20 protein-coding genes are annotated in these 22,251 nt (G+C 66.3%); 12 read left to right on the forward strand and 8 right to left on the reverse strand.

What is annotated here, in order from left to right:
* Window positions 1-38: 38 nt before the first annotated feature.
* Entirely contained in the window at window positions 39-1,010 is a 972-nt protein-coding gene (locus RCP37_RS10365; protein WP_308486750.1) for a GlxA family transcriptional regulator, read from the forward strand.
* A 27-nt stretch (window positions 1,011-1,037) separates the two neighbouring features.
* Here the strand turns inward: RCP37_RS10365 and RCP37_RS10370 are convergent, their stop codons facing one another.
* Together RCP37_RS10370 and RCP37_RS10375 are read right to left on the reverse strand one after the other, a co-directional pair.
* Complete coding sequence (locus RCP37_RS10370; RefSeq protein ID WP_308486751.1) at window positions 1,038-2,630, reverse strand: UbiD family decarboxylase; 1,593 nt, start codon at window positions 2,628-2,630, stop codon at window positions 1,038-1,040.
* Window positions 2,627-3,220 carry a UbiX family flavin prenyltransferase gene (locus tag RCP37_RS10375; protein WP_308486752.1) on the reverse strand — a complete coding sequence of 198 codons (594 nt, stop codon included), beginning with the start codon at window positions 3,218-3,220 and terminating at the stop codon, window positions 2,627-2,629. The genes RCP37_RS10370 and RCP37_RS10375 overlap by 4 nt, the downstream gene beginning before the upstream one ends.
* 244 nt (window positions 3,221-3,464) lie before the next feature.
* Between RCP37_RS10375 and RCP37_RS10380 the strand changes: the two genes are divergently transcribed.
* Together RCP37_RS10380 and RCP37_RS10385 are read left to right on the forward strand one after the other, a co-directional pair.
* Window positions 3,465-4,187 (forward strand): SDR family oxidoreductase, encoded by a 723-nt coding sequence (locus RCP37_RS10380; RefSeq protein WP_308486753.1) that lies wholly within the window; start codon window positions 3,465-3,467, stop codon window positions 4,185-4,187.
* Window positions 4,188-4,222: 35 nt separating this feature from the next.
* Window positions 4,223-4,870, forward strand: coding sequence for an HD domain-containing protein (locus RCP37_RS10385; protein WP_308486754.1), 648 nt, complete (start codon window positions 4,223-4,225; stop codon window positions 4,868-4,870).
* A gap of 7 nt (window positions 4,871-4,877) precedes the next feature.
* Here RCP37_RS10385 and aceA read toward each other — a convergent pair whose 3' ends face one another.
* Window positions 4,878-7,178 (reverse strand): isocitrate lyase ICL2, encoded by a 2,301-nt coding sequence (gene aceA, locus RCP37_RS10390; protein WP_308486755.1) that lies wholly within the window; start codon window positions 7,176-7,178, stop codon window positions 4,878-4,880.
* 195 nt (window positions 7,179-7,373) lie between these two features.
* Between aceA and RCP37_RS10395 the strand changes: the two genes are divergently transcribed.
* From RCP37_RS10395 to RCP37_RS10405, 3 genes are all read left to right on the forward strand, one after another.
* Window positions 7,374-7,739: a hypothetical protein gene (locus RCP37_RS10395; protein ID WP_308486756.1), complete on the forward strand. Its 366-nt coding sequence runs from the start codon at window positions 7,374-7,376 to the stop codon at window positions 7,737-7,739.
* 90 nt (window positions 7,740-7,829) lie between these two features.
* Entirely contained in the window at window positions 7,830-9,662 is a 1,833-nt protein-coding gene (locus RCP37_RS10400; RefSeq protein ID WP_308486757.1) for a fatty acyl-AMP ligase, read from the forward strand.
* A gap of 141 nt (window positions 9,663-9,803) precedes the next feature.
* Window positions 9,804-10,988, forward strand: coding sequence for a PPE family protein (locus RCP37_RS10405; RefSeq protein WP_308486758.1), 1,185 nt, complete (start codon window positions 9,804-9,806; stop codon window positions 10,986-10,988).
* On the opposite strand, the gene RCP37_RS10410 is transcribed toward RCP37_RS10405, so the two are convergent.
* From RCP37_RS10410 to RCP37_RS10420, 3 genes are all read right to left on the reverse strand, one after another.
* Entirely contained in the window at window positions 10,954-13,800 is a 2,847-nt protein-coding gene (locus RCP37_RS10410) for an MMPL/RND family transporter (RefSeq protein WP_308486759.1), read from the reverse strand. The genes RCP37_RS10405 and RCP37_RS10410 overlap by 35 nt on opposite strands.
* Window positions 13,797-14,228, reverse strand: coding sequence for an MmpS family transport accessory protein (locus tag RCP37_RS10415; protein WP_308486760.1), 432 nt, complete (start codon window positions 14,226-14,228; stop codon window positions 13,797-13,799). The genes RCP37_RS10410 and RCP37_RS10415 overlap by 4 nt, the downstream gene beginning before the upstream one ends.
* Before the next feature lie 106 nt (window positions 14,229-14,334).
* Window positions 14,335-14,946, reverse strand: coding sequence for a TetR/AcrR family transcriptional regulator (locus RCP37_RS10420; RefSeq protein WP_308486761.1), 612 nt, complete (start codon window positions 14,944-14,946; stop codon window positions 14,335-14,337).
* A gap of 80 nt (window positions 14,947-15,026) precedes the next feature.
* On the opposite strand from RCP37_RS10420, the gene RCP37_RS10425 reads away from it, so the two are divergent.
* From RCP37_RS10425 to tpx, 3 genes are read left to right on the forward strand one after another with little or no spacing between them, the layout of a single operon-like run.
* Entirely contained in the window at window positions 15,027-15,953 is a 927-nt protein-coding gene (locus RCP37_RS10425) for a metal-dependent hydrolase (RefSeq protein WP_308486762.1), read from the forward strand.
* Window positions 15,953-17,098: a hypothetical protein gene (locus RCP37_RS10430; protein WP_308486763.1), complete on the forward strand. Its 1,146-nt coding sequence runs from the start codon at window positions 15,953-15,955 to the stop codon at window positions 17,096-17,098. Before RCP37_RS10425 ends, RCP37_RS10430 begins: the two co-directional genes overlap by 1 nt.
* A 57-nt stretch (window positions 17,099-17,155) precedes the next feature.
* Window positions 17,156-17,653 (forward strand): thiol peroxidase, encoded by a 498-nt coding sequence (gene tpx, locus RCP37_RS10435; protein WP_308486764.1) that lies wholly within the window; start codon window positions 17,156-17,158, stop codon window positions 17,651-17,653.
* A 22-nt stretch (window positions 17,654-17,675) separates the two neighbouring features.
* On the opposite strand, the gene RCP37_RS10440 is transcribed toward tpx, so the two are convergent.
* Entirely contained in the window at window positions 17,676-18,458 is a 783-nt protein-coding gene (locus RCP37_RS10440; RefSeq protein ID WP_308486765.1) for an enoyl-CoA hydratase/isomerase family protein, read from the reverse strand.
* A gap of 23 nt (window positions 18,459-18,481) precedes the next feature.
* Here RCP37_RS10440 and RCP37_RS10445 point away from each other — a divergent pair, with 23 nt between their 5' ends.
* The 3 genes from RCP37_RS10445 to RCP37_RS10455 are packed head-to-tail and all read left to right on the forward strand — an operon-like array spanning window position 18,482 to window position 20,568.
* Entirely contained in the window at window positions 18,482-18,856 is a 375-nt protein-coding gene (locus tag RCP37_RS10445; RefSeq protein WP_308486766.1) for an NYN domain-containing protein, read from the forward strand.
* Complete coding sequence (locus RCP37_RS10450) at window positions 18,853-19,698, forward strand: helix-turn-helix domain-containing protein (RefSeq protein ID WP_308486767.1); 846 nt, start codon at window positions 18,853-18,855, stop codon at window positions 19,696-19,698. The genes RCP37_RS10445 and RCP37_RS10450 overlap by 4 nt, the downstream gene beginning before the upstream one ends.
* Window positions 19,699-19,752: 54 nt before the next feature.
* Window positions 19,753-20,568, forward strand: coding sequence for a class I SAM-dependent methyltransferase (locus tag RCP37_RS10455; RefSeq protein ID WP_308486768.1), 816 nt, complete (start codon window positions 19,753-19,755; stop codon window positions 20,566-20,568).
* On the opposite strand, the gene RCP37_RS10460 is transcribed toward RCP37_RS10455, so the two are convergent.
* Window positions 20,544-22,160 (reverse strand): FAD-binding protein, encoded by a 1,617-nt coding sequence (locus RCP37_RS10460; protein ID WP_308486769.1) that lies wholly within the window; start codon window positions 22,158-22,160, stop codon window positions 20,544-20,546. The two genes, RCP37_RS10455 and RCP37_RS10460, sit on opposite strands and share 25 nt — an antisense overlap.
* Window positions 22,161-22,251: the final 91 nt, after the last annotated feature.

Below are 22,251 nucleotides of genomic sequence, written 5' to 3' on the forward strand. Positions count from 1 at the left end.
GGATCCGACTTTTGACGTAGTCGCGACATAATGGCTGCGTGACTGACGTCGGTGCCGGGGCGCGGCTGGTGGTGATCGTCGTCTTCGATGAGGTGACGATGCTCGATGTCGCAGGGGCAGCGGAAGTCTTCGTCGAAGCCACTCGGTTTGGCGCGAATTACGCGGTCAAGATCGCGTCGGTGGATGGCCGCGATGTGACAACCTCGATCGGCGCGCGGTTGGGTGTCACCGACAGCCTTGCCGCCATCGGTTCCGCCGACACCGTCTTGGTCGCCGGCGGCGACTATCTGCCCCGGCGCCCTATCGATCCGGCACTTGTTGAAGCCGTCAGGTCGCTGGCTGGCCGAACACGGCGCTTGGCGTCCATCTGCACCGGGTCGTTCATCCTGGCTCAGGCCGGCATGCTCAGCGGGCGTCGTGCCACGACCCACTGGCACGACGCCCGGCTGCTCGCGCGGGCATTCCCCGACATCTCGGTCGAGCCGGACGCCATCTTCATCCGTGACGGCGACGTCTACACCTCGGCCGGCGTGTCAGCCGGTATCGACCTCGCGTTGGCGTTGGTCGAAATGGATCACGGCAGCAAGTTGGTTCGCGAGGTCGCGCGATGGTTGGTGGTCTATCTGAAACGCGCAGGCGGACAGTCACAATTCTCGACGCTGGTCGAGGCCGCTCCGCCCCCGGAGTCTGCGCTGCGCACGGTCACCGATGCGATCGCGGCCGACCCGGCCGCGGACCACAGCGTGAACGCCCTCGCCCGGCGAGCCGCCTTGAGCAGCCGTCAACTGACGAGGCTGTTTCAGGCCGAGCTCGGGACCACCCCGGCACGCTACGTCGAAACGGTACGTATCGATGCCGCCCGCGCCGCACTCGATTCCGGCCACAGCGTCACCGAGTCCGCGCACCGAGCAGGTTTCGGCAGCCCGGAAACTCTCCGTCGGGTATTCACCGACCACTTAGGCGTGTCGCCGAAGGCCTACCGGGATCGGTTCCGCACGACGGTCCGCTGAGACCGCCGGGCCAGTGCTGCCGCGGTTCTACACCGCCGGAAACCGCTTGCTCAGCTTCTCCAGAGTCAGCATTTCGCGCCCCTTGTCGTCGAGGTAGGGGATACCGATCCCATACTCTGCCCACCGGGCGGCGATTCGAGATTCCAGTGCGGGAGTGAGCCGATCGGTCGGAGGAAAGCGGCGCCCACCCCACACCTTTCGGGGCGCGACCTCCCAGCTGCGCGTGGCATCGACGAGCACCCGGGTCCATTCCCCGGCACCGTACTTGTTGGCGTCGTTGCGCTCCGGCGGAGTCGATGGATCCAGTGATGACCCGAAACCCGGTCCGAAGAAGGCGATGTCGCCCAGACCGGCGTTGACTCGGTATGACATGGCCCAGTCCAGCGCCGCCGGGTCATGGAGATCGATGTCTTCCTCGACAACCACGACATTCTTGTGGAACCAGACTGCGCCGCCGGTTCCCCATAGCGCCGCGGCGATCTGTTGCGCATGACCCCGGTATCGCTTTTGGATCTGCACCAGGGTGTTCTGACCGTTGGTGACCTCTGTCATCCATAGGTCGGTGATGCCACCGATCCCTAGATCGTCGAGCGCGTTCCAGGTGATGGCCGATCGCGCGAAGTTGACGATGCTGTCCTCGTTCAACATCCCGGGCCGAATGCCCTCGAGGGTTCCGCGCAGCACCGGATCGTTGCGGTGGGTGATGCAGGTGACGCGCAGGACCGGCGCGGGTGCCGCATCGCCGATGAAGCCCGGGTACTCCGCGAACGGGCCCTCCATGGCGAAGGTATCGGGGTCCGGATCGATAAACCCTTCGACGACGATCTCCGCGGACGCCGGTACTTGTAGGGGAACCGACTCGCAGGCGACCAGATCGACCGGGCGGCCCAGTAAGGCGCCCATCATGTCCCATTCGCAGATGCTTTTCGGGAACGGGCTGCCGGCGCAGAATGGCAGCACGTCATGCCAACCGTAGACGACGGCTACCGGCATCGGCTCGGGCTTGTACTCCGCCATATGACCGCCCCAGCCCTGGCTCGGCACCAGGAGTTTGGCGATCTTGTCGCGGTCGATGATCATGCCCCGGTAAAGGCCGATGTTGTCCCGGCCCGTCATTCTGTCTTGGGTGACCACACCGCAGTAGGTGTCGATGTAGCGGCCACCGTCTTCGCCATGCCACTTCGGTACGGGCAGCTCATTCAGATCTATGGCGGCGCCCTCAACGATGTTCTCCTTGACCGGACCGGTCTGGACAACGCGCGGCTGAATGGGCTTCTTGAAGGCATCGCGAAGGTGCGCCACGATCTGCGAATCGCTGGTGCCCTCGGGCAGCCCCAACATCAGCAGGATCTGGCGCCGACTCCCAAGGGCCGACGTCACGAGCTTTGTGCATCGGGTGTTGTTGTGTCCGATGATGTTCTCGAACAGCAATGCGGGCCCGCCCAGGGAAAGGTTGGCGCGGGTGATCGCGCCGATCTCTTCGTCCCAGTCGACCGGAACGGTGATGTGACGTAACTGGTCCGCGGCCTCGAGGGTGGCGAGCCAGCTACGCATATCCGGGCCGGTATTGACTGGCTCAGCGGCGTTGGCGCGGCGGGGAATGCCTGTTGTGGAAGTCATTTCGCTCTCCTCACGATTGCCAGCCGAGCCGCAGGATCGTCTTTCCAACGATTGATCAGCGAGTGTTCGATTCCGAGCTGATCGATGATGCGGCCGACCACGTAGTCGGTCACCTCGTCGACGGAGCTGGGTCGGCTGTAATAGGCGATGGTCGGCGGGAAAATCACCGCGCCGGCACGGGCCAGGTAGTGCATGTTTTCCAGGTGAATCTCGCTCAGTGGCGCTTCCCGAGCGACCAGAACCAGCTTGCGTCGCTCCTTGAGCGTGACGTCGGCGGCGCGGGTGATCAGGTTGTCGCTGAAGCCGATTCGGATGGCGCTCAACGTCTTCATGCTGCATGGACACACGACCATGCCGTCGGTGCGAAAGGATCCACTGGAAATGGCTGCTGCCAGATCCCTAGCGCTGTAGCTGTGGGTGGCCAGTGCGCGGACATCGGCGACGGTGGCATCGGTCTCGATCTTGATCGTTGCCCGTGCCCACTCGCTGAGGACCAGGTGCGTCTCCACACCCAACTCTCCGAGCGTTTCCAACAGGCGGATGCCCAAGGTGGCGCCCGTTGCTCCGGTCATTGCGACGACTAGGCGCATCTTCTTCTCCACTCACCCGATGGCCCGGTTGATCGACGGATCATTGCCGGGAGCTCTGAATCAGTCTGCGGGTCCGGCCGGCTGGACTGGACGGTCATTTCCGCCGTCAATCCCCCAGAATCCGACACACGTGCAGGGGCCAAAGCCTGTCGCATTCTGTGGGATCCACGGCAGATCAGCCATAGCCGGTTTGTCAGTTCCACGACCACCATTGGAGACAACAGGCAGCAGGAGAGGAGCCCCGATGTCCGAGACCACGCCGACACGGCGAATATTGATCACCGGTGCGTCCAAGGGCATCGGTCGGGCAGTAGCAGACCGCCTGGCCGCCGCCGGCCTCGAGCCGATCGGCATCGCCCGCACCGCACCCCAGGATTTCCCGGGCAAGTTCTACGCGGTGGACCTGGCCGACCGCTCGGCGACCGCAACGACTCTGGATGCGATCCTCGCCGACGGACCTGTGGACGCGGTGGTCAACAACGTCGGTTTCGCGCGGTTCGGTCGAATCGGTTTGGTCGATCTCGAGGACTTGTTCGACACCTACGACCTCAACGTGCGCACGGCTGTGCAGGTCGTTCAAGCCGTGTTACCGGGAATGCTTACACGGGGCTGGGGTCGCATCGTCAACGTCACAAGCTTGACGACATTAGGCACCCCCGAACGCACGCCCTACGCCGCTGCCAAGGCAGCCCTGGAATCTTGTACCCGGATTTGGGCCGTCGAGTTGGCCGCCACGGGGATCACCGTGAATGCCGTTGCGCCGGGGCCTACTGAAACGGAGATGTACCGCGAGCGAAGCCCGATCGGATCCGAGCGGGAAAGCCGCTTCCTGCAGAGCATCCCGATGGGTCGCGTCGGAAGGCCACCGGAGATTGCGCACGTGATCTGCTTCCTGCTGCACGAGGACGCCGGGTACATCACCGGGCAGATCATCCGGGTAGACGGTGGCGGAAGCATCGGCGGTTAAAGCACAGCAGTTTCGAAACCAAAGGAGTCAGACCAATGACCAGAGCAGTTGACACCATCGCCGGCGTTGCGATTCCCGACACCGCGCTGGTGCGGGAGACCACCGAGTACATCCGCGACGCCGAAAGCGACCTGTTGTTCCATCATTCCCGCCGGGTTTTCCTCTTCGGAGCTCTGCACGGCCGCCTACGCGGTCTGACACCCGACTTGGAACTGCTGTACGTGGGGGCGATGTTTCACGACGTGGGCTTGACCGAGCGCTATCGCGATTCGCAGCTGCGCTTCGAGGTGGACAGCGCCAACGCTGCCCACGACTTCCTGCGCCAGGCAGGTATCAACGAATCCGATGCTCGCAAGGTCTGGTTGGGTATCGCGTTGCACACCACCCCGGGTGTGCCGGAGTTTCTGGATCCGGAGATAGCTCTGGTCACCGCCGGGGTCGAAACTGATGTGCTCGGCATCGGTCGCGCCGAGCTGCCGGCGCACCTACTCGACGCGGTGACCGATGCGCACCCGCGACCGGACTTCAAACGCCGGATCCTGCATGCCTTCACCGAAGGTGTCCGGCACCGCCCTGACAGCACTTTCGGCACGGTGAACGCCGACGTGCTCGCGCACTTCGACCCATCTTTCGTCCGCCAGGACTTCGTGGAGACGATTCTCGGCAACGGCTGGCCCGAGTAGCCGGCCGTCAGTCCTGCTTGCTGATCAGCTTGCCCAGTGCCGCCCGGTCGGACGCCAGCAGCTCGTCGATGCGCGGCTGGTTGACATCCGCGACGATGATCTCGCCGACCTCCTGGTTGACGCTGCTGAAGATGCCGTGCTCCTTCATCTTCTCGGTCTGGTACAGGTTGTCCTGAGTGGGCGTCACGTAGTGCACCGCCGCAGCCTTGAACCGGTGGATCAGCCACAAGTGGGTCAGGTCCATCAGCCGCTTCTGGCGCAGCTTCTCGGAGAAGGTGTTCTGGTCGCGGACCGTCAAGATGCTGCGACCGTGCCGGTCCTTGATCGGGTCGACAATCACGTTGGCAAGCTTGTCGTCGCCCTCGCCGTAGATCCCCAGTTCCAGCACATCGGATCCGGGACGGGTGGGGCGCAGTTGCACACGTAGCTTCTCGCCGAGCTGGTAGTGCTCAGCCCACAACGCAAGCCAGTCCTCCAGCAGCTTCTTGGGCACCTCGGTCTGCACCAGATGCTGATGCTGGGTGGATCCGGCGCCCATCGCCTTTGTGGTGGCGGTGCGGCCCGACGACGCGGCCAGCGCAGCGTCGCTGCGTGGCCCGCCGACGAGGGTCTGCGGTGTGCGGTAGGGCGACTCCACCAGGCGCATCTTGCGCTGCAGTCGCGCCAGCGCCAGCATGCCGTCCTGCAGCAGGGTGGCCGCGAACTCCTCGGAGGCCACACCGTCGACCTGGTGGCCGCCGTAGGTGATGAAGTTGAAGACGAAGCCCATCTTGCCGAGCTCGGCGGGGAAGGCCCGCATCTGCTCGTCCGTCATGCCGGTGGTGTCCCAGTTGAACGAGGGGGACAGGTTGTAGGCCAGCATCTGGTCGGGGTACTGGGCGTGGATCGCCTCGGCGAACTCGCGGGCGTCGGCGAGGTCGGCGGTCTTGGTCTCCATCCACAACAGGTCGGCGAAGGGGGCGGCGGCCAGCGACTTGGCGATCGCGTAGGGAATCCCGCCGCGCACCTGGAAGTAGCCTTCGGGCGTCTTGGCTCGTTCGCAGTCCCAGCCGGGGTCGGCGTTGAGCTCCGTGGCCTTCTCCCGGGCGGTGTAAAGCGGTGCCCGGGCGGCGAATTCCCGCCACTGCGCGGCGCTCATCTCTTTGGGCTCGCCTTCACGTTCGGCGAATTCGAGCATCTCGGCGACGGCGTCGCCGAACGTCATCAGCCCGGCGTCGTTCTGCCACGCTTCGACGAACTTCGATTCGATGTCGTCGTAGAGGCCGTCCACCGAGGTGCGCCCATCGCTGCGCCAGTCTTCACCGGCCTTGGTGATCAGGGCCGTGATGCCGTTGCGTTCCAGCCAGGCGTCCGCGGCGACGTACTCGCCTTCGGGCAGGGCGTAGAGCAGGTGGCCGTTGATCTCGGTGATGCCGGAGTTGAAGAACTGCCGCGTCATGGCCAGGAAACAGGACTTGTACGACGGGATCTTCAGGTTCGTGGTGCCCAGGATGAACGGCTGGTCACGTTCGTCGCCCCGGCTCTCGACCAGGTTCGCCGCCTCGGCGTCGGTGCGCGCGACGATGATGCCGGGCACGCCCATCAGATCCAACTGGAACCGGGCGGTGTTCAGCCGCTTGATCTGCTCGTCAGAGGGCACCAGAACTTTGCCGCCCTGGTGACCGCACTTCTTGGTGCCGGGACGCTGATCCTCGATGTGGTAACCCGGGACACCGGCCTCCACGAAGCGCCGGATCAGGTTGCGCACGTGCGGATCACCGCCGTGGCCGGTGTCGGCGTCGGCGATGATGAACGGCCGGTAGTCCACGGCCGGAGTGGCGGCGCGCTGCTCATCGGTCATCTGCAGGCGCAGGTACTGCTGGTTGCGGTCGGCGGTGAGCAGGGCACGCACCAGTCCGGCCGCCTCGTCGGGAACCTGACTGAGCGGGTAGCTGGCCAGGTCCGGACCCGGGTCTTCGGTGATGGAGCCCTTCGCCGAGGTGGCCCAGCCGCCGAGGTAGATGCCCTCGATGCCGACTCGCTTCATCACCACCGCTTGGCCGGGCGAGTAGGGGCCGAAGGTGGTGATGCTCTTCTTCGCAGCGAACAGCTCACGCAGCCGCGCGTAGAACGCGGTCGCTGCTTCGCGCGCCACGATGTAGTCGGAGGGAATGGTGCCGCGTTGCTCGACGACTTGGCGGGCGCTGTAGAGACGGGTGATGCCTTCGAAACGGGGGCTGTCGAAGTACTTCTGCACCGCTGCGACGTCGGAGTCGACATCGCGTTCGACCGGTGCGCTTGTCGTCGGGTTCGTCTCGATCGTCGTCATGGAAATTCGCTCCCTTTCACCGGGTTGATGCGGCGGTAGATGCGGTGGTCCCAGCTTGCTTCCTCCTCGTATTGTGCCGCCGCACGCTGAGCGATAGTTCGGTTTTGCCTACATCTTCAGCACTGCGCCGCTGATGCCGCTGAACTCGCCCGAAGGCATCGGATTAGGCGGCCGAAGTGGCTAGAATCAAGGTTCATGACGTACCGGTCGGACCGGTGGGCCGAACACTGGGAGCAGGCGCCGCAGCGCGTGGTGGTCGGCCGCTGGGCGGCCCGTCGGATGAGCCGGCGCTTCGCCGGGGTGGGCGTCCAGATTCCGCCCGCTCGGCTTCGTGAGATGGCGGTCGGTGCGCCGCTGGCGTCCGCGGAATCGGTCAACTACGCGTTCGCGCTCGCCGCTACGGAGATGAAGCACGAGCAGCGACTGGCCCGGGCGCGGCGCAACCGGCGACGCCTGATGAACGCGCTCATCGTTGCCGGCCTGATGATCGCTTCACTCAATCTGCTGATCTGCATGGGCTATCTCTTCATCAGCCTGGCGCTGCGCGAACCGGCTATGTGATCCGTCACTGCACCAACTCCATTGTGGTGGAGTTCCTTTGACGTCCGAAGCGGGCTTCGCCGAAGGGGTCCGGCACTTAGACTGCGGGGCATGACGCAGTCGCAGCGCTCGACGCCCCTCAAGGGGCTGGTCCAGATCGAGGAATGCCTGGACTCCGATGGCGGCATCGTGCTGCCGCCGGGCGAAACCCTGATCTCGCTGATCGACCGCAATATCGCCAACGTGGGGGACGCGGTGGCGTTCCGTTACCTCGACTACGCCGGTCAGGTGGAGGGCCAGGCGCTGGAGCTGACCTGGACGCAACTCGGCGAGCGACTACGCGCCATCGGCGCCGGGCTGCAAAGTCTCACGGCTCCCGGCGATCGAGTGGCGATCCTTGCGCCGCAGGGACTGGACTACGTCACCGGGTTCTACGCCGCCGTCAAGTGCGCGACGGTCGCGGTGCCCCTGTTCGCCCCCGAACTCCCGGGGCACACCGAGCGACTCGACACCGCATTGCGGGACTCCACTCCGGCCGTGGTTCTGACGACGGCTGCGGTGCGGCACATCGTCGACGATTTTCTGGGCAGGCTGCCCCAGCAGTTGCAGCCCCGCGTGGTGGTCATCGACGAGATACCTGACTCGGCGGGGGAGGACTTCGTGCCCGTCGACATCGACGTCGACGACGTGTCGCACCTGCAGTACACCTCGGGCACCACGCGGCCGCCGGTCGGTGTGCAGGTGACTCACCGCTCGGTGGCCACCAACCTGCTGCAGATGATCCTGTCGATCGACATGCTGGACCGAAACACGCACGGGCTCAGCTGGTTACCGCTATATCACGATATGGGCCTGTCGATGATCGGATTTCCGGCGGTCTACGGGGGACACTCGACGCTGATCTCGCCGACGGCGTTCATCCGGCGGCCGCAGCGCTGGATCAACGCGCTGTCGGAGGCCTCGCGGCGCGGCCGGGTGGTTACGGCCGCACCGAATTTCGCCTATGAGCTGACCGCGGCGCGGGGCCTGCCGGCGCCGGATGCCGACATCGACCTGTCGAACGTGGTGATGATCGTCGGATCCGAACCGGTGAACATGGCGGCGATCACCACGTTCAACGAGGCGTTCGCGCCGTACGGGTTGCCGTCCACGGCCATCAAGCCGTCCTACGGGATCGCAGAGGCCACGCTGTTTGTCGCCACCATCGCTCCCGATGCCGAGGCAAGCGTGCTGTACCTGGACCGCGATCAACTCGGTGCCGGCCGCGCGGCGCCGGTGGCCGCCGATGCCCCGGGTGCGGTGGCCCAGGTCTCGTGCGGGCAGGTGGCCCGCAGTCTCTCCGCGGTGATCGTCGACGCCGAGCACGGCGCGGAACTGCCCGACGCCCACATCGGCGAGATCTGGCTGCACGGCGAGAACGTCACCGCCGGCTACTGGGGCCGGCCCGACGAGACCCGGCGCGCGTTCGGCGCCCACCTGCGGTCTCGGCTGGACTACGGCAGCCACGCTGGGCCGACAGCCGCCGACAGCGCGTGGCTGCGCACCGGTGACCTGGGCTTCTATCTCGACGGTGAGCTCTACGTGACCGGTCGCACGGTGGATCTGATGACGCTGGGGGGACGCGCTCACTATCCGCACGACATCGAAGCCACCGTGGCGGCGGCTTCACCGATGGTGCGTGCCGGCTATGTGGTCGCGTTCGCGGTGCCGACCGAGATCGCCGACCAGCTGGTAATCGTCGCCGAGCGCGCGACCGGCACCGGCCGCAAAGATCCCGCACCGGCGATCGCGGCCATCCGTGCCGAGGTGCAGCGGGTGCACGGGGTTAACGCCGCCGATATCCAGTTCGTCCAAGCCGGCGCCATCCCGCGCACCACCAGCGGAAAGCTCGGCCGTACCGCGTGCCGTCAGCAGTACGTGGCGGGCACGCTCGGGGTGCACTGAGACGGCTGTGCTGGTCTGCCGGCTCCGCCGCGCGTGCACAGCGGGCGCACAGCGCAGACCTGTCGGGCGCCAAAAATAACTAGCTAGCCTTCCTAAAATATCTGGCCGGATCGATTGCAGGCCAAGAGATAAGGGGAGGCAATGGACTACGGAGCCTTGCCGCCGGAGATCAATTCGGCGCGCATGTATGCCGGCCCCGGCCCGGCATCGTTGCTGGCCTCTGCGAGCGCTTGGCAGGATTTGGCAGCCGAACTGAACTCCGCGGCCGCGTCCTATGGCTCAGTGATCGCGGGTCTGACGAGTGGTTCGTGGCTCGGCGCCTCGGCGGTGACGATGGCCGCCGCGGCAAGCCCCTACGTGACCTGGCTCAGTGCCACCGGGGCACAGGCCGAGCAGGCTGGCGCCCAACTGGCTGCCGCCGTCACGGCCTACGAGTCCGCCCACGCGGCTACCGTTCCGCCGCCGCTGATCGCGGCCAACCGCACCCTGCAGCAGACCCTGATCGCCACCAATCTCCTCGGGCAGAACACCGCGGCGATCGCCACGACCGAGGCGCAGTATCTCGAGATGTGGGCTCAGGACGCCGCGGCCATGTACGGCTACGCCGGGGCGTCGGCGGTCGCCACTCAGGTCACGCCGTTCGCCTCGCCGCCGCAGACCACCGACCCCGCCCGGCAGGCCGGCCAGGTCGCCTCGGTCGCGCAGTCGGCCGCCGCGACCAGCGGTAGCGACACCGAGGCGTTGATGTCGCAAGGGCCGCAACTGCTCTCGACGACCCCGACGGCGCTGCAGGCGCTGGCCGCACCCACGGAGGAGGCGTCGACGGGCGGGTCGATGTCGTCGTCAATGTCGAGCCTGAACTCGCTGATGATGCCGATGCGGATGGCCATGATGCCGATGAGCATGCTGATGCGGATGCTGATGGGCGGCTCTAACGGGGCCAAGGGCGCCGCGGCGGGGGTGGCGGCCGCCGGCGGGGCTGCTTCGGGCCTGCTCGGCTCCACCGGTGGCGCGGCGAACACCGTGACGTTGACGGGTTTCTCCGGCGGATCGGCGGCCACCGCCGGCCTGGGCCGGGCGGCCTCGATCGGCGCGTTGTCGGTGCCGCCTGCCTGGACCGGTCTGGGCGTGGCGAGCACGCCGGCGGCCACGGCATTGCCGTCGGTCGGTGGGGCAGCGGCTCCGGCAGCGGGGATGGGCACCGCGGCCGCGGTGCCGCCGATGGTGCCGTTCGGCAGCCTGGCCGCGCGCGGCGGGGTCGGCGGCTCGGCAACCCAGTACGACTTTCGGCCTACGGTGATCCCGCGGTCACCGGCAGCGGGGTAGCGGCCGCCGGCTGGACCTTGTGAATCCTTCTGGGCCACCAGAACCAGCGGCCGAGCAGCGCGGCGATCGACGGGGTCAGGAACGACCGCACGATCAGGGTGTCGAACAGCAGCCCGATCCCGATCGTGCTGCCGGCTTGGCCGATCGAATACAGATCGCTGACCGCCATCGACATCATCGTGAACGCGAACACCAGGCCCGCAGCGGTGACCACCGAGCCGGTTCCGCCGATCGACCGGATTATCCCGGTCCTGATCCCGGTCTTGGTGCCGTCACCGATCTCCTCTTGGAAGCGCGAGACCAGCAGCAGGTTGTAGTCGGATCCCACCGCCAGCAGGATGATGACACCGAACACCGGGGCGATCCAGTTAAGCGGCAGACCGAAGATGTGCTGCCACACCAGCACCGACAGCCCGAACGCCGCACTCAATGACAGCAGCACGGTGCCGACGATCACCGCGGATGCCACCAGCGCCCGGGTCAGCAGCAGCATCACGATGAAGATCAGCGTCACTGCCGCCACCCCGACGATCAGGATGTCATACATGGAACCGGACTGGATGTCGTTGTAGACCGCCGCGGTTCCGGTGAGATAGAACTTGGCGCCCGTCAGCGGGGTGCCCTTCACCGCGTCGTGGGCGGAGGCCAGCATCGGCTCGACGAACGAAATGCCCTTGGGGGTAGCCGGATCCGCGTCATAGGTGACAATGAACCGCGCTGCCTTGCCGTCCGGGGACAGGAACAGCTCCAAGCCCTTCTGGAAGTCCGGGTTGTCGAAGGCCTCCGGCGGCAGATAGAAGTAGTCGTCGGCCATGGAGGCGTCGAAGGCCCGGCCCATCTCGGTGGCGGTGTCGGTCATCCGTGACATCTGGGTCACCAGTCCGGAGAAAGTCGAGTGCATCGAAAGCACGCTGGCCTGCATGGATTTCGCCACCGCGATCATCGGCTCGAACTGCCCGACCATCTGCGGCATGACCGCGTTCATGTCGGCCATGTCGGCGAGCAGCGGAGCCATGTTCTCGCTGAACTTATCCATCCCGTCGTAGGCGTCGAACACCGAACGGACGGCATGACAGACCGGGATGGCCGTACAGTGCTGTTCCCAGTAGAAGTAGTTGCGAACCGGGCGCGCGACGTCGTCGAAATCGGCTATGTGGTCCCGGATCTCATCGACGGTCGCATTGATCGTCACCACGTCGGCGGTCATGCGCTCGGTGGTGGTGTCCATCCGGGCGACCAGATCCCGCAGCCGCTCCATGGACGCGACGGTGGCACCCAGGTCGTCGCTCATCCTGAGCATGTCCGCCAACCGGTCGTCCATGAACTGCAGATTCTGCTGGATCGGCACGGAGCCCATGCTGACCTGGAAAGGGATCGAGCTGTGTTCGATGGGGCTGCCCAACGGCCGGGTGATGCTCTGCACCCGCTCCACCCCGCGGGTGCGGAACATGTTCTTGGCGATCCGGTCCAAGATGATCATGTCGGCCGGATTGCGCAGGTCGTGATCGGCCTCGACCATCAACACATCGGGGTTCATCCGGGCGGCGCTGAAGTGCCGTTCGGCGGCGTCGTAGCCGACATTGGCCGGCAGGTCAGCCGGGATGTAGTAGCGGTCGTTGAAGCTGATCTTCATGCTCGGCACGACGAGCATGCCGGCCAGGGTGACCAGCAGGGCACTCACGAACACCGCACCGGGCCAGCGGACATTGGCGGTGCCGATGCGTCGCCAGCCGCGTCCTTCGACCCGCTTGGGGTCGAGCAACGGGGCGCCGACGGCGACGATGGCCGGTGCCACCGTCAGTGCGCCGGCAATCACCACCAGCAGTCCCACGGCCGATGGGATACCGAGTGCTTTGAAATAGGACAGGCGGGCGAAGTGCAGACACAACGAGGCTCCGGCGATGGTCAGCCCTGAGCCCAAGATGACATGCCAGGTACCGCGGAACATCGAATACCAGGCGGTCTCGCGGTCCTCGCCGGCGTTGCGGGCTTCGTGGTAGCGGCCGATCAGGAAGATCGCGTAGTCGGTCCCCGCCGCGATCGCCAGCGACGACAACATCGCGACGACGAACGTCGAGAACCCCAACAGGCCAAGGTCTCCCAGCAGCGCAACCAGTCCGCGGGCGGTGCCCATCTCAAAGCCGACCATCACCAGAGCCAGTGCGACGGTGGCGGCGGATCGGTAGACGATCGCCAACATGATGATGATGACCACACCGGTGACCGCCATCATCTTGAACATCGATTTGTCCGCGGCCTCGGTCATATCGGTGGTGAGCGCGGCCTGGCCGGTGATGTACGCGGTCACCCCGTCCGGCGTCGGCACCGAAGCGACGATCTTGCGCACCGCGTCGACCGACTCGTTGCCCAGGGTGCTGCCCTGGTCGCCCGCGGTGTTGATCTGCGCGTAGGCGGCCTTGCCATCGGTGCTCTGCACGCCGGCGGCGGTGATCGGGTCGCCCCACAGGTCCGCAATGTGCTGGACATGCTCGTGATCGGCGGACAGCCGCCCAACCAGGGTGTCGTAGTAGCGGTGGGCGTCGGGGCCCAGTTCGGTCTGGCCCTCGATCACCAGCATCACCATCGAGTCGGAGTCGAACTCGTCGAACGTCTTGCCGATGTGCTTGGCGGCGATCATCGACGGCGCATCGTGCGGCGACATCGTCAACGCGTGGTCCCTCGCCACCGATTCGATCGGCGGCACCAGCACATTGAGGCCGACGGTCAGCAGCAGCCAGAAGATGATCAGTGGCCATGCGAGCCGCCGAACCAGGCGCATGTACCCCGGGCGGGGGTTGCCGTCGGCGCTCATGCGGCTTTGACCAGACAGAAGACCTGGGCGTGGTGCCCGGTGGCGAACTGCTCGTCCTTGATGTCGCCGTTGACCATGATGCGGCAACCGATCTGGTCTCCGTCACCCTGCGCGACCAGAGTGCCGATCACCGCCGGGCTGGTCGTGGTCATCGTGTTCGACCACGGCAGGGTGCTGAATGTCGACTCCGTGGGCTGGGTCTGCTCGTTGAGGTAGTTGACCTTGCCTGTGGTGCCGGCGGGTCCGAAAACCTGGTAGACGACCCGCTTCTGGTTGATCGATGCGATCGGCGCTGATCCGCTGCCATCCCAGCGGAAGACCTCGTCGGACCCGAATGCGCTGCGCAGGTTAACCACCGCCACGGTTCCGGCGATCGCCGCCAGGGCGACCACAAAGGGCACCCAGGCCCGCTTCGCGATTGAGAACATGGTGGCCGCCTCCAGCGCTCCATTCGATTCGAACTGACTTCGAATACTATACCCCGTAGGGTATACGAATATTCCCGAAGAACCCTACGGGGTATGGGGAGGCGGGTCAGCCGACGGCGTGCCGCGACTGCGCGGCGACCGCTTCGCCAAGCCAACGCCGCAGGAATCGGCGCAGCTCATCGGGGGAGCGATCTGGATCGTTGGGCGCCACGACGAACGAGAGCATGATCCGCAGGGTGAACTCCACGAGTTCGCGCAGCGCCGCTTCGTCGTAGCCGTGCCCGTTCCAGTCGACGTCGAACCGCTCGATCATTCGCATCCCGAAGGCCCGGGCCTCCTGCGAGGCCATCTCTCGGTTGTGCGCTGACGACGACGACAGCATGGCGCCCAGGTGTGGGGAGCGAGCCACCGCATCCAGGGTGTAGACCGCGCCTTCGGCGAGCGCATCGGCGGGATCGTGGATGCCGTGCACGTGCTCGGTGAGCCGGTCGAGGAAGTCGTCGACGGAGGCGATGGCCACGGCGCGCATAAGTGCGTCGGCGGTAGGGAAGTAGCGATACACGGTCTGGCGGATCACCCCGAGCGAGGTGGCGACGTCGGCCAGTGACACCGCCGAACCGGTGTCGGCGACCAGCTCGACGGCCGCGGCGATGATCCGCCGGCCGGCTTCCTCGTCGGTGTGCGGCGGGTTGCCTCCCCAGCCGCGTCGGCGTGCCATCAGTGACCTGCTTGACAAGCTTGGTGCATCGAACAATCATACGCGAAGACGTCCAGTTGTATGTTCGAGTAGAGGTAGCGATGACTGACCTGATCGTGCGCAAACTGCGGTTCGCGTTCGCCGAGTACCCCGTCCCGTTCTTGTGGAACGAAGCCAACCCGGCGTTCTCGTCGATGGCCAACGCTGTCTCGCTGCTGGCGATCGGCTTCGAGAAGATGATCGGCGGCATGATCGCCGAGGCGATGCCGCTGATCACCGACCCCGCGGTCGCCGAAGAGGCCGACGCGTTCGTGCGTCAGGAGGGCCAGCACTCGATGGCCCACCGCGGCCACGCCAAGGCTCTGGTCCGGGCCTACCCGGGGCTCAAGGAGACCGTCGACGAATGCAACGCCATGTTCGACAAGATGGCCGCCGAAAAATCACTGGACTACCGGCTGGCCTACACCGCCGACCTCGAGGCCACCTTCACCCCGGTCTTCAAGCTGATGCTCGACCACGACAACACCCTGTTCGCGCCGGGCGACGACCGGGTGGCGTCACTGTTCTTGTGGCACTTCGTCGAGGAAGTCGAACACCGCAGCTCCGCGCTGGTCATCTACGACCACGTCATCAACGACCCGTGGTACCGGATGCGGATGGCGCCGTCGATCTTCAAACACGTGATGAGTGTGATCAAGGTGGCGTGCGAGGGCTTCAATCGCCACATTCCCTTGGAAGACCGCAAGGTTGACGCGCTGTCACTGTTCAGTACCTACCGAGCCAAGCAGGCCTGGCGACGCCGGGTTCCGTTCGGCTGGCCCGCCGACGAGGGGCCGGTCGCGGATGCCTTCAAACATCTGCCAAAGCGCGAAATGGCCACCGCGGTCGCCGGTATCATCCGCAGCCAGCTGCCCAACCACAAACCGGCCCACGAAAAGATCCCGGTCCTGGCCAACGAGTGGTTCGCCCGCTATGACGACGGCTACGACGTGACCAAGTGGTACACCGCAGAGGAGAAGAGCGCCTGATGCCCGACTTGTGTGCCCCGACATTCGAGCGCCTCGCCGAGTCGCTCGGCTTCTCCTGCGGCGAGGCCGGGGGATTGCTGGAATTCCGCAACCCCTTGCAGCTGGAGAATTGGACGCTGCCGGTTCTGGAGATCACCGTGATCACCGGGGCGGTGCTGGCGCTGATCTACGCGATCATGCGGTACCGCCGCGGCGACGCCACCAACTTGGCACTGTGGTTCGGGGCGATCGCCTATCTGCTGATCATCGAACCGCCACTGTATTTCCCGGGCGCGTTCGGCATCGCCGATCATGTCGACACGATGTTCGCGCACAACGTGTTCACCGTCGACTTCATGTGGGGGCGGCTCCCGCTGTACATCGTCGCGATCTATCCGATGATGGCCACCATCTCCTTCGAGATCGTCCGAATCCTGGGTGTGTTCCGCCGCTACGGAATGATCGTCGGGGCGATCTGCGTGGGCTTCGTCCACCACGCGTTCTACGAGATCTTCGACCACCTCGGCCCCCAGCTGCGCTGGTGGGAATGGTCGGTGGACAACCCGCTGAACCAGCCCATGTTCACCTCGGTGCCGATGGGCAGTGTCGTGGTTTTCGCGGCGCTCTGGCCGGCATCGCTGGCGTTCTGTGTCCAACTGTTGGTGGGTCGTCAGGTCGATCACGGCCGGAAATTCGGTGGGCTGCAGGTGCTGTGGCGAACGATCGTCATCGGCATCCTGGCCTCATTGGGGACGGGCATTCTGCCCCTGCCGGCGACCCTGCTCGGCGCCGCCACCGACGGCAAGCTGATCGGAATCGCCTATGCCGTGGAACTTCTCATCATCGCCGCGGTGGCCATCCCGGTCCTGATCATCCAGTGGCGGCGCTTGCGGCTGAATCTCTTTGCCGCAGGCCGCTACGACAACCGGCTGATGGTCCGCTACGCCGCGGTCTATCTGTCGGTCATGACGGTGCTGTGGCTGACCGCCCTGCCGGCCTACCTGGATGCCTCGGGCGGGCTGACCGCCAACGGTGACCCGGTGGGATGCCTCTGGTATGTGGTGCTGTGCTTCGTGGTGGCGTATTTGAGTGTGGTGGCCGCGGCGACTGTCCCACCGATCCTGGAGCCCCACGAGACGGCTGAGCCGGTGGCCGCCGGGCGCTGAGCTCGGCGACTGCGGCCCGCCGTGGACGTTGGTTGACGCGCTTGGCAGACTGTTGCCATGGCGCAGATCACGTTAAAGGGAAACCAGATCAACACCGTAGGCGAGTTGCCGGCCGTCGGTTCGGCAGCACCGGCGTTCAGCTTGACCGGAACCGACCTGAGCGTGGTGGACAGTGGGCAGTTCGCCGGTAAGCCGGTTCTGCTGAACATCTTCCCGTCGGTCGACACCCCGGTCTGTGCGACCAGCGTGCGGACCTTCAACGAGCGGGCGGCCGCCGGTGGGGCCGTGCTGTGTGTCTCCAACGACCTGCCGTTCGCGCAGAAGCGGTTCTGCGGTGCCGAGGGCATCGAGAACGTCGCCAGTGCCTCGGGCTTCCGGGACAGCTTCGGTGCCGACTACGGGATCACCATCGCCGACGGTCCGCTGGCCGGGCTGCTGGGCCGGGCGATCGTGGTGATCGGTGCGGACGGCAACGTCGCCTACACCGAGCTGGTGCCGGAGATCGGCCAGGAGCCGAACTACGACGCGGCGTTGGCGGCGCTGACCGGGGCTTAAGCCCCACTAGCCGTTCGGGAGGTCAGCGGCCCCGCCACTGCGGTGGCCGCTGCTCCAGCCAGGCCTGTAGCCCCTCGGCGACGTCTTCGGTCGCCGCGGCGACCTTGCGCATCGTTTCACCGAACCGCACGGCGTCGATCCAGCTCATGTCGGTGCTGCGCCACGCCACTTCCTTGGTGGCACGCTGCGCCAGGGGAGCGGCCTTGGTGAGGGTGTGTGCCCAGGCTCGGGCCGTGTCCTGCAGCGCGTCGGGCTCGACGAGTTTCCACACCAGGCCGATGTCCATGGCGCGCTGCGCGCTCATCGGCTCCCCGGTCAACAACAGCTCCATCGCGTTGGCCCAGCCCACCCGCTGCGGTAGCCGGATCGCGCCGACGATGGTGGGCACCCCGAGGGTCACCTCCGGGAACCGGAACACCGTATCGGTGCTGGCGATGATGAAGTCGCAGAACAATAATCCGGTGAGGCCGTAACCCACACACGGGCCGTGCACGGCGGCGATGGTCGGCTTGAAGAGCTCCATGCCGCTCTCGAACGAGTTGATGGTCGGCTTCTCCCAGAACGTGCCGGGAAACGTGCCGACCGCGCCCGCCGAGTCCTTGAGATCGGCGCCGGCACAGAACACGTTGCCTTCGGCGGTGAGAATCCCGACCCAGGCGTCCTCCTCGGCGCGGAAGCGGTCCCAGGCGGCGTTGAGGTCTTCGCGCATCGCCCCGTTGATGGCATTGCGGGCCTCGGGCCGGTTCAAGGTGATGGTCGCGACGTGGTCGTGACGCTCGTAGGTGACCAGGGGCGTGGCGCTCATTTCTGCACCGTACCGTCGGAGTGGTGCGGTGGATCGTGGACGCGATGAACGTGATCGGTGCGCGTCCAGATGGCTGGTGGCGCGACCGCCACTCCGCGATGGTCCGTCTGACCCGACAACTGGAAGCCTGGGCGGCGGCGCAGGACGGGAAAGTCACCGTGGTCTTCGAAAAGCCGCCGTCGCCGCCCATCGAATCGGACGCCGTCACGATCGCGGCGGCGCCGCGCCCCGGCGCCAACTCCGCCGACGACGAGATCGTGCGGCTGGTCCAGGCCGACGACCGGCCGCAGGACATCACCGTGGTGACCTCTGACCTTGGCCTGGCGGAGCGGGTCTCGTCGGCGGGCGCGGGCACCTACCCGGCAGCACGCTTTCGCAGGCTCATCGAGGAAGGGTGATGGAGCCGCAACTGTTTCTGGCCCGGCCCCCGCTGTCGGAGAGCATCGCTTACTTCGGGTACTGGGACCGCCGTACGGGCGGCCCACACCGAAGTCGCGCTCTGCCGCGCGGAGCGGCGACCATCGTCATCGATATCGGCGACCGGCCGCAGGTGGATTTCTTCGGCGCCGACGCGCAAACCCGGGTGCGCGTGACACCCGCGTTCTTCATCGGTGCCGGCACCGCGTCCTATGTGACGCACATCGACACGGCGCAGACCGTCATCACGGTCCACTTTCGCCCCGGCGGCGCGTGGCCGTTCGTGGGCATCGTGCAAGGGGAGTTGACGGATGCCTGCGTCGGGCTGGACGAGCTGTGGGGGCGGGAGGCGGCGACACTGCGCCCGCAGCTAGCGGAGGCATCCTCGGCTACCGCGCGGGTCATGCTGCTCGAAGCGTTCCTGGTGAACCGGTTGCGCGACAAGCAATTCGCTCTACACGCGGACGTGACCACGGTGTTGGACGCCGCGGAACGCAATCCCTCGATGCGCGTCGGTGACGCGGTGGCGCTCACCGGCCTATCGCCCAAACGGCTGATCAACATGTTTCGCGCCCAGGTCGGACTGACGCCCAAGACATACCTGCGGGTGCGGCGACTGCAGGCCGCCCTCACCCGCCTCGACAGCGGGGCGGCAGGGGGTGCTGCCCTGGCGGCTGAGTTGGGGTACTTCGATCAGGCGCACTTCATCCGAGAGTTTCGGGCGTTCACCGAGACCACCCCGACTCAGTACCTGCGGCGTCGTTCGTGGCTGGCCGGGCACGTTGATTTCGTCGAGGGCTGCCCGGCGAGGCCGCGCGAGTGAGCGCCGACAAAAATATCCAAGCCAACCGCCACCGCCATCCCAGATGATGGAGAAATGCACCGCACCCGAGAAGCCGTGGCCAGCACGGGAATCCTCGTTGCCGCGATCCGCGCCAAGGAATCCGCTCGCGACGACGCCCTGTTCACCGATCCGTTTGCGGACAAGCTGGCGGGGGAAGGCGGCCGACGAATGCTGGAGGCGGCCATCGCGAACTCCGGCGAGCAGTCGACCTGGCAGATCGTCGTCCGTACCCGATTCTGGGATGAGGCCCTACTACGGGCGGGACTCACTCAGGTGGTCATCCTGGCGGCCGGCATGGATGCCCGGGCATACCGACTGCCCTGGCCGGAACACACCACCGTCTACGAAGTGGATCAACCAGCGGTCATCGCGGCCAAAGCCGAGCTGCTCGGCCGCGATGAGCCGCGTTGCCGGCGGGTGCCTCTCGGTATCGACCTTGCCGAGGACTGGCCTGCCGCCCTGGAGGCCGCGGGTTTCGACGCGGCCACTCCCAGCGTCTGGCTTATCGAGGGCCTGCTGCAGTACCTCGACGAGGCCGCGGTACGCGCCCTGTTCGCCCGTATCGACGCGTTGTCGGCGCCCAACTCGGTGCTGCTGTACGACGTGGTCGGCAAGACGCTGCTGGAAGCGCCTTCGATGGCGCCGTTGTTGCAGTCCATGGCACAGCAGGGTTCACCGTGGCTGTTCGGCACGGACGAGCCCGGAGAGCTCGCCGAACGACTCGGATGGTCGGCCGTGGTGACTGATGTGGCCGAGCCGGGTAACCGGTGGAACCGCTGGTTTCCGTCGGTGACCGCAGCGGCCGGACCGGATGTGCCGCGCGGCTACTTCGTCGAAGCGCAGCGGTAGCTGTCCGCGGTTGCGGCGTTGGCCCCCGCGCGCCGTCCGGCGAACACGCAGTCGGCAATCGACAGTCCGCTGACGTAGGACTGCGAGGCGATGCCGATGGCGGTGCGGCCGGCGCTGTAGAGCCCCGGAATCGGCTCGCCGTCGGCGTCGACGACCGCGCCGGTGTCCTCGGAGACTCGGACACCGCCCAGAGTGAGCATGGGGGTGGGGCGTAAGACGTTGGGCCGCACCGAGATATCCATCAGGGTGAAAGGCCCCTGATCGATGCGCCGGCAGAAGTCAGCGGGTTTGCCCGCCGGGTCTTCGGAGCCCGAGTCGATCGCGTCGTTGTGCGCGGTGACGGTGGCTGCCAATCCCTCGGCATCGACGCCGGCTTTCCGGGCCACCTCGGCCAGCGTGGCGCCGCGCACCGCGCCACCGAAGATCAGCGCGGCGCCCTGGGCGCGCTGGAACCACAGCGTCTGGGTCAATAGTTGGCGCCGAGCTTCCGACATCAGGCGGGCGTCGGCCAAGATCCAGCCCTGGCTGCCGTGGTTCTTCACCATGGCCTGTCCGACCGCGGCGCCGTAACGAGACTCATCGATCACCCGCCGGCCGTCGGCGTCGACGATGATCGCGGAGATGAAGGCGCTCGGGGGCGTGATGAACTTCCACACCGAGACGTTGTCCATCCGATCGGGCACCGCGCCGACGCTCTCGGCCAGCGCGATGCCGCTGCCGTCGTCCCCGCTGGTGCCCAGGGGCAGGCCGCCGTTGAACTCTGGTGCGTATCGCTTGCGCCACTCGGTGTTGGCGATGAAGCCGCCGGCGCAGATGATCACCCCGCGCCGCGCGATGATCTCGATGGTCTGGCCGTGGCGCTGCTGCAGCTTCGCCAGTCGCCGGTCCATCGCGGCGCGCAGCGGCGGGTAGTAGACACCGGGCTTCGACGAGAGCGCGGCCAGGCGGGCGTAGCGGCGCTGGATACGGCGCGGTGCCTGCCCCATGGTCGTGGCCCGCACGCCCATCACCCGGCCCGACGGGTCCTGCAGCAGTTCGGTGACTTCTGTGTGCGGGCGGAAGTCCACACCGAGCTTGCGGGCCGATTCGGCCAGCGGTGCGTAGATCTTCTTGCCGGACGTGCCTTTGCCGTAGGCGCGGTGCCCGCGCTGCACCGGCGGGGTGTGGGCGCGGAAGGCGCCGGCGTTCTCGCTGCCCGAGTGGTACAGGTAGTAGCGATTGTTGGGAAAGGACGTCTTGTAGGGGCACAGGCCGGAGTTGAACGGCACGCCGTGCGTCTGCAGCCAGTCGATCATCTCCGGGCTGCCGTCGACGAACCGCTGCAGTGTGTCGGGCCGGACCGCGTCGCCGACCTCCAGTCGTAGGTAATCCAGCATCTGCTCGGCGGTGTCGTGCACGCCGGCTTCTTTCTGAACTGACGTCCCGCCGCCGGCGTAGATGATGCCCCCAGAGATCGCGGTGGCGCCGCCGCCGTTGGCGCGGTCGAGCGCGATGACCTCTGCGCCCAGTTCGCGGGCGGTGATCGCGGCAGAGGTGCCGGCCGCGCCGTACCCGACGATGACGACGTCGGTCGTCACGCTGGTAGTAGTCATGAGCTCTCCCTTGACGACGTGAGCTGAACGGCCCCCAATGTAACAGTCGCTAGTTCTCTCCTTTCGGAAGTGACCAGCGGTGATTGGGTGG

Source organism: Mycolicibacter sp. MU0102 (genome assembly GCF_963378105.1).
Lineage (GTDB): Bacteria > Actinomycetota > Actinomycetes > Mycobacteriales > Mycobacteriaceae > Mycobacterium > Mycobacterium holstebronense.

What these genes read in the sequence shown, in the direction of transcription:
- RCP37_RS10400 (WP_308486757.1), top strand. Translation starts at nt 7,830, where the DNA reads ATGACGCAGTCGCAGCGCTCGACGCCCCTCAAGGGGCTGGTCCAGATC.
- RCP37_RS10405 (WP_308486758.1), top strand. Translation starts at nt 9,804, where the DNA reads ATGGACTACGGAGCCTTGCCGCCGGAGATCAATTCGGCGCGCATGTAT.
- RCP37_RS10415 (WP_308486760.1), bottom strand. Translation starts at nt 14,228, where the DNA reads ATGTTCTCAATCGCGAAGCGGGCCTGGGTGCCCTTTGTGGTCGCCCTG.
- RCP37_RS10425 (WP_308486762.1), top strand. Translation starts at nt 15,027, where the DNA reads ATGACTGACCTGATCGTGCGCAAACTGCGGTTCGCGTTCGCCGAGTAC.
- RCP37_RS10460 (WP_308486769.1), bottom strand. Translation starts at nt 22,160, where the DNA reads ATGACTACTACCAGCGTGACGACCGACGTCGTCATCGTCGGGTACGGC.
- RCP37_RS10380 (WP_308486753.1), top strand. Translation starts at nt 3,465, where the DNA reads ATGTCCGAGACCACGCCGACACGGCGAATATTGATCACCGGTGCGTCC.
- RCP37_RS10440 (WP_308486765.1), bottom strand. Translation starts at nt 18,458, where the DNA reads ATGAGCGCCACGCCCCTGGTCACCTACGAGCGTCACGACCACGTCGCG.
- RCP37_RS10395 (WP_308486756.1), top strand. Translation starts at nt 7,374, where the DNA reads ATGACGTACCGGTCGGACCGGTGGGCCGAACACTGGGAGCAGGCGCCG.
- RCP37_RS10410 (WP_308486759.1), bottom strand. Translation starts at nt 13,800, where the DNA reads ATGAGCGCCGACGGCAACCCCCGCCCGGGGTACATGCGCCTGGTTCGG.
- RCP37_RS10420 (WP_308486761.1), bottom strand. Translation starts at nt 14,946, where the DNA reads ATGGCACGCCGACGCGGCTGGGGAGGCAACCCGCCGCACACCGACGAG.
- RCP37_RS10370 (WP_308486751.1), bottom strand. Translation starts at nt 2,630, where the DNA reads ATGACTTCCACAACAGGCATTCCCCGCCGCGCCAACGCCGCTGAGCCA.
- RCP37_RS10375 (WP_308486752.1), bottom strand. Translation starts at nt 3,220, where the DNA reads ATGCGCCTAGTCGTCGCAATGACCGGAGCAACGGGCGCCACCTTGGGC.
- RCP37_RS10430 (WP_308486763.1), top strand. Translation starts at nt 15,953, where the DNA reads ATGCCCGACTTGTGTGCCCCGACATTCGAGCGCCTCGCCGAGTCGCTC.
- aceA (WP_308486755.1), bottom strand. Translation starts at nt 7,178, where the DNA reads ATGACGACGATCGAGACGAACCCGACGACAAGCGCACCGGTCGAACGC.
- RCP37_RS10385 (WP_308486754.1), top strand. Translation starts at nt 4,223, where the DNA reads ATGACCAGAGCAGTTGACACCATCGCCGGCGTTGCGATTCCCGACACC.
- tpx (WP_308486764.1), top strand. Translation starts at nt 17,156, where the DNA reads ATGGCGCAGATCACGTTAAAGGGAAACCAGATCAACACCGTAGGCGAG.
- RCP37_RS10455 (WP_308486768.1), top strand. Translation starts at nt 19,753, where the DNA reads ATGCACCGCACCCGAGAAGCCGTGGCCAGCACGGGAATCCTCGTTGCC.